Origin of the sequence: Flavobacterium sp. JAS, assembly GCF_020991455.1 — a bacterium.
Lineage (GTDB): Bacteria > Bacteroidota > Bacteroidia > Flavobacteriales > Flavobacteriaceae > Flavobacterium.
Genome location: NZ_JAJMOX010000008.1, coordinates 80,646 through 94,035 on the forward strand (window position 1 = coordinate 80,646; position 13,390 = coordinate 94,035).

The 13,390-nt window shown below is 32.4% G+C and carries 10 protein-coding genes; 4 read left to right on the forward strand and 6 right to left on the reverse strand.

The genetic code is table 11. The annotated features are described in order from the left end of the window. Positions 1-556 precede the first annotated feature (556 nt). Positions 557-1,216 carry a ribonuclease HII gene (locus LPB88_RS13005; RefSeq protein WP_230716107.1) on the forward strand — a complete coding sequence of 220 codons (660 nt, stop codon included), beginning with the start codon at positions 557-559 and terminating at the stop codon, positions 1,214-1,216. A gap of 85 nt (positions 1,217-1,301) precedes the next feature. Here the strand turns inward: LPB88_RS13005 and LPB88_RS13010 are convergent, their stop codons facing one another. The 6 genes from LPB88_RS13010 to LPB88_RS13035 all read right to left on the reverse strand — a co-directional run bounded on the left by LPB88_RS13010 (position 1,302) and on the right by LPB88_RS13035 (position 6,551). Beyond that, a complete protein-coding gene (locus tag LPB88_RS13010; RefSeq protein WP_230716108.1) occupies positions 1,302-2,153 on the reverse strand; it encodes a nuclear transport factor 2 family protein in 852 nt (283 codons plus the stop codon). Between the two features lie 165 nt (positions 2,154-2,318). Continuing rightward, positions 2,319-2,918, reverse strand: a complete 600-nt coding sequence (locus LPB88_RS13015; RefSeq protein ID WP_230716109.1) for an NAD(P)H-dependent oxidoreductase — start codon at positions 2,916-2,918, stop codon at positions 2,319-2,321. Positions 2,919-2,999: 81 nt separating this feature from the next. Next, the gene (locus LPB88_RS13020; RefSeq protein WP_230716111.1) at positions 3,000-3,821 is read right to left on the reverse strand and encodes an AraC family transcriptional regulator; all 822 of its coding nucleotides are present in this window, start codon (positions 3,819-3,821) and stop codon (positions 3,000-3,002) included. A gap of 190 nt (positions 3,822-4,011) precedes the next feature. Then, a complete protein-coding gene (lipB, locus tag LPB88_RS13025; protein ID WP_230716113.1) occupies positions 4,012-4,710 on the reverse strand; it encodes a lipoyl(octanoyl) transferase LipB in 699 nt (232 codons plus the stop codon). A 5-nt stretch (positions 4,711-4,715) separates the two neighbouring features. Continuing rightward, positions 4,716-5,471 carry a hypothetical protein gene (locus LPB88_RS13030; RefSeq protein WP_230716115.1) on the reverse strand — a complete coding sequence of 252 codons (756 nt, stop codon included), beginning with the start codon at positions 5,469-5,471 and terminating at the stop codon, positions 4,716-4,718. A 363-nt stretch (positions 5,472-5,834) separates the two neighbouring features. Then, positions 5,835-6,551 (reverse strand): hypothetical protein, encoded by a 717-nt coding sequence (locus LPB88_RS13035; protein WP_230716116.1) that lies wholly within the window; start codon positions 6,549-6,551, stop codon positions 5,835-5,837. A 430-nt stretch (positions 6,552-6,981) separates the two neighbouring features. On the opposite strand from LPB88_RS13035, the gene lysS reads away from it, so the two are divergent. The 3 genes from lysS (at position 6,982) to LPB88_RS13050 (ending at position 13,307) form a co-directional block, all read left to right on the forward strand. Beyond that, positions 6,982-8,682 (forward strand): lysine--tRNA ligase, encoded by a 1,701-nt coding sequence (gene lysS, locus LPB88_RS13040; RefSeq protein WP_230716118.1) that lies wholly within the window; start codon positions 6,982-6,984, stop codon positions 8,680-8,682. A 575-nt stretch (positions 8,683-9,257) separates the two neighbouring features. After that, positions 9,258-10,403, forward strand: a complete 1,146-nt coding sequence (locus tag LPB88_RS13045) for a serine protease (protein WP_230716120.1) — start codon at positions 9,258-9,260, stop codon at positions 10,401-10,403. 84 nt (positions 10,404-10,487) lie between these two features. Then, a complete protein-coding gene (locus LPB88_RS13050) occupies positions 10,488-13,307 on the forward strand; it encodes a VIT domain-containing protein (RefSeq protein WP_230716122.1) in 2,820 nt (939 codons plus the stop codon). The last annotated feature ends 83 nt before the right edge of the window (positions 13,308-13,390 follow it).

Here is a 13,390-nt window from a genome sequence, read left to right on the forward strand (position 1 = left end):
AACAAGCTGATTTTAAACTTCCCTTAGTTTTTTTTTAATATTATTTTAACACATACTCATATCTCAATAGTTAATTAGCACTTAATTAACGGCATCTGCAATTTTAAACCTAAAATACTGACTTTTCACTAATCTAAATTTTAACATTTAATTAACACATAAAGGAAGAATTACCCCAATAAAAACACTTATAAAGCCATAATTAATATAGCTTTTACCTTACAAAAATGTAGCTAAATAAAACAATTCCAGCTAGAAATGTTTTATTTGACTACTTTTAAAATTACAATCCTTTATCCGTTTACTTCAAATTTTGATTCAATTATCCTAAAATTCACACATTCTCAATTTCAGCTTTTATTATCACTTTTAAAGAGTTTCAAAGCTCAATTTTATAAAAACTCTCAATCATAAAAATGCCTTACGCTTTTATAAATTAAGTTCTCTTATACCGCTACCAATTCAGATTCTGATATTAATCCATGTTTATTTCATTTACATCTATTGAATTATTCCAGAAAAAAAATATAATATTTGCTTTTTAAAACTAAAAAGAATGCTTGCAAAAAATTTCTCCGGATTTGTTTTCGAAACTGGCACTGATGAAGCTGGTCGCGGTTGTTTGGCTGGACCTGTAACTGCTGCTGCCATAATTTTACCCACTGATTTTGAACATGAAATTTTGAATGATAGTAAGCAATTATCCGAGAAAACAAGATTTTTTTTAAAACCTATCCTTGAGGAACATGCCGTTTGCTTTGCAGTTACTCATTTATTTCCTGATGAAATTGATGAAATAAATATTCTAAACGCTTCGATGAAAGGAATGCAGGAATGTATTTTAAAATTAAATCAGGTTCCTGAATTTATTATTGTTGATGGAAATCGTTCTTTGAATGCTAAATTGGGTTTAAAAAATTCTGTTGGAAAACAATTTTCTAAAACCGAGATAGAACTCTTAAAATCTATCCCCAACCAAAGTATTATAAAAGGTGATGCCAAGTTTTTGAGTATTGCGGCTGCTTCTGTACTGGCAAAAACATACCGCGATGAATACATGGATCAAATCCATGAAGAATTCCCAATGTATAATTGGAAAAAAAACAAAGGCTATCCAACCAAAGAACATCGCGATGCCATTAGAAAATATGGCCCAACAAAATACCATCGTATGAGTTTCAGGCTCTTGCCGGATCAATTAGAATTTGACTTTTAAACTAATAAAGAAAGGCTTATCAGATTTGATAAGCCTTTCTTTATTAATCTATATTCGATCATTTAAAATCGTTGCAATTACAATCTTATTTCTTGCTTTTTAAGAATTCAGCAAATTGTTTTGTATCAAAATAGAAAGCTCTAATTGCTGCAATCTTTCCATTTTTTAAATCAAAATGTTCTGAAATTGGTATTGAAAGTGTTTTACCTGATTTTTTTGCTCTGCCCTTTATTGTAAAATAAATAATTACTTCATTTTTGGTAGCGTCACTAAAATAAACAGGCTCTTTTTCTATCTCCAAATCAAAAAATTCAGCTGATTTAGCATACATTTTTGTCCATTCATCAAACCCTTTATATGTTCCTCCGTATGGCAAACCTTCCGCCTGGCTATAAATCGCACCATCTTCGATTAACCCCGACATTGCTGCAAAGTTTTTACTTTTAAAAAGCAACTCATAATATTGAGCAACAACTTTGTAATTATCGGTTTCCAGATTTTTTAAAATTTCAGACTCAGACAAAGTAACTTCTGAATCCCAAAAACCAATAATTTTACTTATCTGGCCTTTTCCGTTTAGTCTCGCAAAATCACGACCGCCCATTATAAGTTTACTTTTTGAATCAAGAATTTTCCAATCCCAGCTTACATAATTGTCTTTTGCGACTTTTGAACCGGAGGTTAATATCGCATCCGGATATTTTTTATAAAACTCATTAATAACATTATTTAATGCTGCAGCACCTTTTATAGATGCCGACGGATCCTCAAAAGTGCTATCGTCTAACCAGATTGTTTTTATTAATTTTAACCGTGTTTCACTATTATGTTCTAACCATGCTTTTTCATAAACTGCAATTGGATTTAATTTATCTTTCTTTTGAGCAAAAAGGCCATTAAGCATAAAAAGGAAACACACAAAGTAGATTTTTCTCATAAGTTTTTAAATTTAGTTAAAGCTATTTTTAGAAGTATTAACCCAAATTTACCATAAAAACATTACAAAATCACAACACTCCTGTAATTTGCCATCAATTCAAATTCCTGACTATTATCAAATCAATTTTACATTTTTAACAATCTTTTTTTCAAAAATTAACTTCTATCCTAAAACAGAAACTTCATCTCTCAATTTAAAAGCAGTTTTAATTTGGTTTTCCCAATCAGAAATGTTTTCAGTCGAGGCTCTATCTGCTTTATCAAAGTAAAAATGATTTTGAATCTCTAGTCCGCAATAGTTGAAAATTCCGGTATCAAAAGTCAACGTTAATGCTTTATCCATTCCCATTGCCTCGTACTCCTCTTTTGATTTTCCATGCGAGTTGATGATGATTGCTTTCTTTCCTGTCAATAATCCTTTTTGAACACCCTGATCGTATCGATAAGCAAATCCATAACTAAAAACACGATCAATAAAACCTTTCATAATCGCCGGCATTCCTGTCCACCAAATTGGGTAAATAAAAATAATCTGATCTGCCCAAGTGATAAAATCCTGTTCTGCTTTTACATCATCAGCAATCTGCCCCATTCTTTGTCCTTGCATATCTTCCAGCGATAAAACAGGATTAAAATTGATTTGATTTAAATCTCGAACAATAACTTCTTCTCCTGAATTTTCAAGACTTTCAACAACGGTTTGCTTGAAAAAATGGTTTAAACTTGCTGAATTTGGATGCGCGTAAATAATTAAATTTTTCATGTTTTCTATTTTTAAAGATTGAACATGACAAATGTAAAACGGAAGATTTGGCGACAATTGTAAGAAAACGAAAAGTGGTTTTTAATCCGCTTTTGAACTGCAGATATCACTTTGGAATTTTAGAAATTTCGTTGGAGAAATATTCATATAATATTTAAAATCGTGTATCAATTGACTCTGATCATAATAACCACATTGATCAACGATAGAAAGCCAATCGGTTTTTGAATCGTTTTGAATATCTTTCTGAATGGCTTCAACCGCTTTTAAAAATCTTTCGTACCGACTGATTTCTTTAATGGTATAACCAAAAAACTTCTTTTGATTGAGCTGAATATTTCGTTCTGATTGATTGGTTCGAGAAGCAATTGCTTTGATGGGATTTAGGTTCTCCTCTTTAAAATCGGCCAGAAGAGTTGTTAAAGCATTTTGCTCTCTTAAATAAGGCTTGCAGAATTCTAATATATAATCAACACGTTCTTTTGTATCAGACAAATTATTGAGTTCTTCCCATAAAACTGAAAAGCAATTCTCTGCAATTAAAACGTCCGGGTGAATTGGTAATGAATGTGTTAGAAGTGCATTTCCAAAGAATCTATAAAAAGCATCTTCTTTAAAATTGGCTACTAAAATCTCCGAATTGGGTTCTAGTGTATAATCGAATGCTTGTTTTATTGGTCCCAAAACAATACATTTTTCGATTTCGAGAGTTGAGTTCTTTTCTGATTTTAAAGATGATTTTGTTCCGAAATTAAAAACAAGAATGGTTTGAAAACTAGGCAATAAAGTTTTCGTTATCGGAAATGCTGTTTTATTCTCAGCAAAGTAAAAATGAGAAAAAACAGTTTCAAATGCTGAAGGAACAGCAATTCTAAAATTGTTATTTTCTTCAGCATCTTTCATACTATTTATATTTTAGAAGCCTGTAATATTATTTTTTAACACATAGAAACATAGCTTTTTTAGCTAAAAAAAAAAGGCGTTTCACTTATTTAAAATACACAAAGCTAACTATGTGAAAGAAATGTGTTTCTTTTTTGCACTCTTTATACACATAAAAATCTATGTCTCTATGTGTTTAATTAAAATTTCATCAAACAAATTCGGCTTCAAACAATTGAGTCAAATGTTTTACAATTTTGGCTTTCACTTCAGTTTCGTCAACTCTTTCTACACCAAGTTCTACGTTTAATGAAGTAACACCTTTTCCGCGGATTCCGCAGGCGATAATATTATCAAAATATCCTAAATCGGCATTTACATTTATAGCAAATCCATGCATGGTTACCCAGCGTGAAGCACGTACACCAAGAGCACAAATTTTGCGAGCAAACGGAGTTCCAACATCCAGCCAAACACCTGTTTCGCCATCACTTCGTCCGCTTTTTATACCGTATTCTTCTAAGGTCAGAATAATAGATTCTTCGAGAAAACGTAAATATTTATGAATATCTGTAAAGAAATTTTCTAAATCTAAAATAGGGTAACCTACAATTTGTCCTGGTCCGTGATAGGTAATATCTCCGCCTCGATTGATTTTATAGAAAGTTGCTCCTTTGGCTTCAAGCTGTTTTTCATTTAATAACAGATTCTCCATATCACCACTTTTCCCTAAAGTATAAACATGCGGATGTTCTACAAATAGCAAATAATTTGGCGTTGGTAAATCAAGTTCTTCTCTTCTGTTTTTGATTTTTAAGTCGACTATGTCCTTAAAAAGTTCTTCCTGATATTCCCAGGTCGATTTATAATCTTTACTTCCTAAATCTTGAAGTTGAATTTTTTTGTTCATTTTAATTATTTTTCAAACTCTACTTCAAAGTTGAGTTTGTCAGGATTCTCCATATAATCCGTGAAAGGGTATTGAATTGTAATTGATTTGCGGTCTTCGCTAAACAAAGCGTTTGGGTTTGATACTTTTTTGATTTTTTTAGGAAAATGATATTTTACAACATAGTTTGACGAAGCAAAAATCATCTTAGACATATCTGCTGCAGAATCCTTTACTTTTTCAGCAACTTGTTTGTCTATTACGGCTTTACGCGTAAACTTCTTTCCGTCGTAAGTATAACTTAATTTGCTTTTATTATTTGCTAAACCTCCTCCAAATGCTGATGAAGGGCTTCCGCTGCCTCCTTCTAATTTTTGAAGCGCGCTTGCTGTTTGCAATATATCCTGTAGTTCATTTACGTTTTTAAAATCAGTAGAAAGTGTCATTAGAAACTCTTTTTTCTCTGCACTCATCTTAGTATTTACTACAAAATTTTCCAGTTTTTTAAGCTCTTTTTGAGTTTCTGGTGATAGTTTTGCAATACTGTCTTTTTTCTCTTCAAATAATTGTTTGAAGGTAAAAGTGGTATCGATATTTTTCTTGGCATCCGCTCCCATTTGACTCCCTACTTGATCTCCAGCCATTGCCATAAGCGCAGCTCCATCCATATCGACAGAAAATTTACCGGTTCCATTGTCAGTTATGTACATGTTTTCAGTAAATGTGCAACTTGTTAATGTTGCTAATAAAAAAGAAAAACTAAGTAGTTTATATAATTTCATAGGGTTAATTTTTATCAAAGATACGAAGTCTATTTTTAATTGTTTAATCGTTGAGCGTTGATTTGTTTAATCGAATAATTGTTTTTATTTATGATTTCTATGATAAAACTTTTTTAGAAGCTAATCCCGCACCCGAGCCTGAAAGTGCGAACTGGCGAAGCAATCCGTTTCAAACGAAGTTCACTGAACTCCAATTAAAATTAAGAATTAAGTGAAGTAATCTTTTGTGGCTCCCGATAGCTATCAGGACCGCCACAAAAGGATTTCCACTTCTATCGGGGCTAGGGCATTCATTTTCATAAGAGTGTTTTCGTTTACTTGTCAGTTTTGACGAAGTAGAAATGACAAAAATTAATATCAGCTTTATTCTAAAACTACTTCTAAGTTTGTCATTTCTGGATTTTGCCAACAATCTGAAAGTTGAAATTCTAAAGTCAGTGACTTTCTATCTGAACTTATAATTGCTTTTTCATTTGAAAATGATACTATTTTTCTGGGAAAATAATATTTTAAAGTATAAGTTTCCGTCAACTTATATTTAGAATACTTTGTTTCAAATTCTTTAGCATTTTTTTTATCCTCATCAAATTTTTTCTGATCTGTAATTATCACGTTTCTTTTGAAAATCATTCCATCAAAAGTATATTTTATTTTAAAAAATTGCCCTGAAATTGGGTAATTCTCTTTTAAAGAATTTGCTAAACCAAGACTTTCATTAACATTAGGAATTTCTTCTATTTTTTTAAACTCAAAAGAAACGGTATTAAAATTTTCCATTTGAACCGGATCAACTTTTATATGCATTTTAACATTGGCTTGTTCCCGAAACAATGCCTGATCAGATTTACAAAATCTTACAAAAGTTTCCTGATACTTTGTGATATAATCCTGAAAAACAAATGTTGTGTCTCTAAATTTTTCCGCCATTAAATTCTGTTCTCCTAACTGCATATAACTATTTTCATCCCGAAGCTGGACAACTTCAATAGTTCCACTTCCGTCTGGATTGATTTGTATGGTTTCGGTAATTTGACAACTTGTAAGGAGAAATAGAATTATTAAGGCTGATATGTATTTCATTTTTTCTTTGAAGATTCTCAGGTTCTGAGAGACTAAGATACTGGTTTTTTTTTCTCTTTTCTTTTTATAAAATAAAATTTTATCGGTTTGTGTGTCATTTCGACAAAGGAGAAATCACATCCAGTATTCTACAAAGATTGGCGAATTTCTTTGTGGAGTTTCTAGTGTGATTTCTCCTTTGTCGAAATGACAAAAAGTGAAAATCATTATAAAACATCCCAACTAAAAAGTCTGTTGAAAACTAAAATTTCTAAAATAGCCCCGATAGAAGCGGTATCCTTTTTTGCTTTTTTCGGCAAAAAAGATACAAGCGAATAGCGGGACTAAAGGGCATTGTAAATCAAAAATTACTGCTTCAAAAAATCTAAAAACTGCATTCTGAAATCTACATTCTTTTCTTTATCTTTGCACACTTAAAAAAGAGCACAAAATGGCATTATCAGAACAAGAAATCATCAGAAGAGAAAAACTTCAAAACTTACGCAACTTAGGAATCAATCCTTACCCAGCTAATCTTTTTCCTGTAAATCATACTTCGAAGCAGATTAAGGAGTCTTTTGAAGAGGGTAAGAAGGTTATCGTTGCCGGACGTTTGATGAGCGTGAGAGATCAGGGAAAAGCTTGTTTTGCTGAATTGCAGGATAGCGAAGGGCGTATACAATTGTACGTGAATCGCGATGTTTTGTGTGAAGGTGATGATAAAACATTATACAACACGGTTTTTAAAAAATTAACTGATTTAGGCGACTTTATTGGTATCGAAGGTGAATTATTTACTACACAAGTTGGTGCGCAATGTATTCGTGTGAGCGGATTTACTTTCTTGAGTAAAACTTTGCGTCCATTACCTTTACCAAGAGTCGATGTAGACGGAAACGTTCACGACGCTTTTACAGATGCCGAGTTACGTTACAGAATGCGTTATGTAGATTTAACGGTTAATCCGCAAGTTAAAGAAAACTTTATCAAACGTACGAAGTTGTATACTGCAATGCGTGGTTATTTTAACGATGCAGGTTATCTTGAAGTTGAAACTCCGGTTTTACAGTCAATTCCTGGTGGCGCTGCTGCGAGACCTTTTATCACGCACCATAATTCGCTTGATATTCCGCTTTACATGCGTATTGCAAACGAATTGTATTTGAAAAGATTAATTGTTGGTGGTTTTGAAGGTGTATATGAGTTCTCTAAAAACTTTAGAAATGAAGGTATGGACAGAACGCATAATCCTGAATTTACCGCTATGGAAATATATGTAGCCTACAAAGACTACAACTGGATGATGGAATTTGCTGAAGGTTTACTTGAGCATTGTGCAATTGCCGTAAACGGAACTAGCGAAGTGACTTTTGGTGAACACCAAATTAACTTTAAAGCGCCGTATGCTCGTGTTACCATGACGGATTCTATCAAACATTTTACTGGTTTTGATATCTCTGGAAAAAGCGAAGAAGAATTGTTTGACGCTGCAAGAGGAATGGGTATCGACGTTGATAAAACAATGGGGAAAGGAAAATTGATTGATGAAATTTTTGGCGCTAAATGCGAAGGAAATTATATTCAACCAACTTTCATTACTGATTATCCTAAAGAAATGTCGCCTCTTTGTAAAGAACACCGTGACAATCCTGAACTTACAGAGCGTTTTGAATTAATGGTTTGTGGTAAAGAAATCGCAAATGCTTATTCTGAATTAAATGACCCAATTGATCAGCGTGAACGTTTTGAAGACCAAATGCGTTTGGCTGCAAAAGGTGATGATGAAGCAAACGGAATCATCGACGAAGATTTCTTGAGAGCACTTGAATACGGAATGCCGCCAACTTCTGGAATGGGAATTGGTATGGACCGTTTGATTATGTATTTAACTAACAATGCATCGATTCAGGAAGTTTTATTGTTCCCGCAAATGCGTCCGGAGAAAAAACAATTAGTTGAATTGTCTGATGAAGAGAAAGCAATTATCATTTTACTAAAAGGAAACGAAAATAAAATGGATCTCGCGCAACTAAAAGTTACTTCTGGTTTAAGCGGTAAAAAATGGGATGTCTCAATGAAAAACTTATCTAAAAATGGTTTAACAAAAGTTGTTGTTGACGGTGAGTTTAAATTTGTAGAATTAGCAGAGTAAATTTTAAAAATTCAATTTTGGAAATTGCTTCGCCTGTTCGCTAGCGCTCGGGTTCAAATTCCAAAAACTGGGATTCTAAATATATCAAACCCCGACAGATTTTAAAAATCTGTCGGGGTTTTTATTTGAATTTAATGACTTAGAAACAATTATGTTTAAAATTACTTTCTTTATACAGTACTCATGTATTCACATTTCTTGGTATTTATGAATTGATTCATTTATAAATCAGGAACTATAATTTTCAGAAGCTGTTTTATTCAAAACAAAATTTAAATATCTTAATGGTATATTTTTCTTCGAGGGTTCAGACTATATCTACTATCAAACCTCCCGATTAAACAACTAAAAAACAACAACTTAATAAATACGAATTATTTTATAGTAAAATATATTCATCTCTACTGACGTAATGTAAAACAAAATTGGGCTAATATTGAATATACAATTGATTCCATTTTTATTTTTTTTAGCAAACAAATTACTACATTTGAAAAAAATTAGACTTTATATAAAGCCTAATTTTTTTTTTACCTAAAACCCATTTAATTAACATTTTTCAACCAATACCATAAATGAAAATTAGCCAAACAGAACCTAACGAAGACTTAGCAGCAACAAACAAGAAAAAAAGAAATCGTTACAAATTTGCTCTTATTACTATTATCCTTCTCTCGACTGCATCATTTTTTGGATTTAAATATTTTAAAACTGAAACTAAAACTATTTGTTTAGAAACAGATACCAAAATCTATGATGCCTACAAAGACGCAGTGGTGCTTATAAAGCATAGATATGGCTATTTTGCTAAAATTAATGGGAAAGAATTTCAACTTACTGTTGAGGACGCTAAGGAAGAAACAATTTATGGAACTGGCTTTTTTGTAGATACAGACGGAAACATGATAACCAATAAACATGTTTTAGAGCCGTGGAATTCATCAGATGAAGAGAGTGAAAAAGTAAATACTAGTATACGAAATCTAAGAATGAAGATTGCTTCTATTCTTACTAAAGATGTTTCTGAAGATGAGTATGAAAGTTTTATTGCTACAAACTGGATAAATGCTTCAGTGTCGTATGATGAAGGTGAAGGAGAGGGAGATTATGAAGAAACAAGCGAAGAAACTACAGAGCCAGCGGGTGAAGAATTTGTTAGTTCAAATGAAACAACAGCCGATACATCGACAGTAGCAACTGATATTGCAGCATCTATTCCGGTAAAAGAATATGTTTCTATAGATGAGATTGAGGTATATGTAAAAACCTTAGACATTGAAGTAGCCCTTCATGATTCTGATAATTTATGGCTTAATTGTGAGATTAAAAAACTTTCAGAAGACACTAATATTGATTTAGGTATTTTACAGCTAGCTGATCATAAAACTCCAGCAAGTGTTACCAATGTAATCAATCTTGATAATGCAATCGACGATGATAAATCATTGACTCCTGGCCAAAAAGCGATAATGGTGGGTTATCCTTTGGGAATGGATTTGGCACAAACAAATTCAGGGATAAAAGTGCAGCTTTATAACGGCCAAATAAGTAAAGAATCAGACGGTAATAAAATTCAATACAGCATAACCTCTACACATGGTGCTAGTGGCGCACCCGTTTTTAATGAATGTGGTCAACTGATTGCAATTAATTTCAGTGGAGTCGATCAGGTTCAGGGTATAAATTTTGGAATAGTAGCTAAGCATGTTCGCTCTCTCTAATTTGAAAAGTTCTAAAAATAAAAGCTTTTAAAACTAATCGCGTTTTCACATTTCAAATCAAATAAAAATTCACACTTATTAATTATGAATAAAATTTTTAATATCTGTGCACTACTGTTCTTTAGTGCCGTTTTTTCACAGATTCCAACTCTGGATGTCGAAAATCAGAAAAAAAATTCAGTAATCCTGCAGGAAGTAAAAATTGAAACCAAAATTTTAGGAAATCTTGCATCAACTACAGCAACATATATATTTTACAATCCTGGTGACAGAATTTTAGAAGGAAACTTTACACTTCCGTTACCAGAAGGCGTAAGCATAAGCGGCTATGCTTTAGACATCAACGGAAGTTTAAGAGACGCAGTTCCTGTTCCGAAAGAACGAGCTAAAGAGGTATTTGAAAGTATTGAAAAAAGAAATATAGATCCCGGTATTATTGAAAAAGTAGCCGGAAATAATTTTAGAACCAGAATTTATCCAATTACTGCCAGAGGCAGCAGATTCATTAGGATTACATACAATCAGGAATTAAAAAATTCGGCCACTGATTATCAGTATTTTTTAAGTTTTGCCAATGCAGTCAATATTCCAAAATTTAATCTGAAAGTATTGGTTAATGAAAGTCTGACAGCTCCTAAAATTACGGAAAATCCAGATGGAAGTTTTGCTTTTCAAAAACAAGGAAATCAATGGATTGCTGAAATAAACAAAGCGAATTTTACGCCAAATGAAAGTCTTAAAATAAGTATTCCAAAAGTAAACGAATCTTCAAATGTATTGCTTCAAAAAGCTTCTGACGATAAATCTTATTTTGCTGCAAGCGTTTCGATGAATTTCCCTGTAAAAGAAAAAGCAAAATCTCAAAAAATTGCTATTATTTGGGACAATTCATTCAGCGGATCAAAGAGAGACCATCAAAAAGAGCTTGATTTTCTTAATGCTTATTTTTTAGAGAACAAGGATATTGCCGTATCTTTTATACTTTTAAATAATATTCTCGAAAAAACAGAAGAATTTACTGTTTCTGGAGGAAACTGGAGTACATTAAAAGACCGAATCCTTAATCTGAAATATGATGGCGGAACTGACTTTGGTGCTTTAAAAGAAATTCCGCAAATAGACGAATATCTTTTATTTTCTGACGGAATTTCAAATTTTGGAGATTTAACTTTAAAATTTAAAAAACCGCTCAACAGCATAGCAAGCACACCGACTTCTGATTTTAATCTGCTTAAACTTTTAGCACTACAATCAGGAGGAAATTTTATCAATCTTAACGAACTAGACACTCAATCTGCTCTAAAAACGTATAACAGATTGCCTATTATCTTTTTAGGTTTTAAAGAAGCTAATACTATTCAGGAATTGTTTCCTAATATTGGAACTGCAGTAAATGAGCCTGTCAATATATTTGGAATTTCATCTCCAAATTTGGGCAAACTTACAGCTCTTTTTTCTGTAGGGAATAAGAAATTTGAAGTTCCAGTAGATTTTAATAACGCAGTACAAGTAGATAAATGGCCAATTGCACAATTTTGGGCGCAACGAAAAATTAATGATCTTGAACTTAATTCAACCCAAAACAGCGATGAAATCAGAAATCTGAGCGAACAGTTTGGGGTGGTAAGCAAAAACACCAGCCTTATAGTATTGGATGACATCAATGATTATGTACGTTTTGGCATCACTCCTCCACAGGAATTACTACCAGAATACAATAAAATTGTTTCCCAAAACAAAAGACAAATTTTAGAACAAAGAAAAAATCTTCTATCAAAAGCTTTTGATAAAACACGTGAACTGTCAACCTGGTGGAATACCGAATTTAAGTCTATAGAAAAAAAACAGTACCCTACAATTTCCAAACAGTCACAAAAAGCATCGGCACTAGAAAGTGCTAATGTTCATAATGGCAATTCAGATGCTGTTTACGCTGAAGAAAGCAACTCCATTACCGATAAAGCAAAATCCACAGGTAAAATAACTTTGGTAGATGTAGAGAGCAATCAAGAGTACATGAAAGATTTTCAGACTTTACAGTCACCGGAATTGATTTACCAGAAATATCTTGAAAATCGTCCTAAATATGAAAAACAAGTAACCTATTATTTTGATGTTTCTAAACTGTTGTTTAAAAAAGGGGACAAAGCACTTTCTCTAAAGGTTTTAAGCACACTAGCAGAACTTGATTTGGAAAATGAAGAATTGTATAAAACAATATCTTACTTATTGAAACAGAGAGGTAATTATGAAAAAGAATTGTGGATTACCCAAAAGATTCTAGAATGGAGACCATTCGATCCTCAAAGTCATAGAGATTATGCATTGGCTTTGGTTGACAATAAAAAGCCTCAGGAAGCTCTTAATATCTATAAATCTATGCTTTATCAGGAATACACCGATGAGATTTCTGTTAGAGATAACGGTATTGAAGAGATTTTGATTATGGAAATCAATAATATTTTGAGTCAAAACAAAAATGTTGATGCAAGCAAAATAGATGATCGTCTAAAAGCAAATCTCCCAGTCGAAATCCGAATTGTTATTAATTGGAATAAAGACAATACTGATATTGATCTTTGGGTTACAGATCCAAGAGGAGAAGACTGCTCCTACTCACATAGATCTACGGAAATTGGAGGAAGATTAAGTAACGATTTTACTCAGGGTTTTGGTCCTGAACAGTTTTTACTAAAAAAAGCAATCAAAGGGAAATATAAAATTAAAACTAATTTTTTTGGTGAGAGACAGAACATTCTTTCTGGACCAACGACCGTTATGGCAGAAGTATACCTGTATTATTCTGATGGAAGACAAGAGCGAAAAATTGCTGTTTTCCAGAGTCAGAAAGAAAACAAGCGTGAAAGCGACAGTAAAATTCTCATTGGAGAATTTGAATTTTAGAAAATTATACAAATTACCGAAGATTAACACTTCGGTAATTTTTTTGTTTAAATTTTACCAATATTCTTCAAAATAAATTCCTG

Bases quoted from the DNA above. Each gene is read 5' to 3' on its own strand.
- lipB (WP_230716113.1), bottom strand. From the start codon at position 4,710: ATGAACAAAAAAATTCAACTTCAAGATTTAGGAAGTAAAGATTATAAA.
- LPB88_RS13015 (WP_230716109.1), bottom strand. From the start codon at position 2,918: ATGAAAAATTTAATTATTTACGCGCATCCAAATTCAGCAAGTTTAAAC.
- LPB88_RS13045 (WP_230716120.1), top strand. From the start codon at position 9,258: ATGAAAATTAGCCAAACAGAACCTAACGAAGACTTAGCAGCAACAAAC.
- LPB88_RS13050 (WP_230716122.1), top strand. From the start codon at position 10,488: ATGAATAAAATTTTTAATATCTGTGCACTACTGTTCTTTAGTGCCGTT.
- LPB88_RS13005 (WP_230716107.1), top strand. From the start codon at position 557: ATGCTTGCAAAAAATTTCTCCGGATTTGTTTTCGAAACTGGCACTGAT.
- LPB88_RS13010 (WP_230716108.1), bottom strand. From the start codon at position 2,153: ATGAGAAAAATCTACTTTGTGTGTTTCCTTTTTATGCTTAATGGCCTT.
- lysS (WP_230716118.1), top strand. From the start codon at position 6,982: ATGGCATTATCAGAACAAGAAATCATCAGAAGAGAAAAACTTCAAAAC.
- LPB88_RS13035 (WP_230716116.1), bottom strand. From the start codon at position 6,551: ATGAAATACATATCAGCCTTAATAATTCTATTTCTCCTTACAAGTTGT.
- LPB88_RS13030 (WP_230716115.1), bottom strand. From the start codon at position 5,471: ATGAAATTATATAAACTACTTAGTTTTTCTTTTTTATTAGCAACATTA.
- LPB88_RS13020 (WP_230716111.1), bottom strand. From the start codon at position 3,821: ATGAAAGATGCTGAAGAAAATAACAATTTTAGAATTGCTGTTCCTTCA.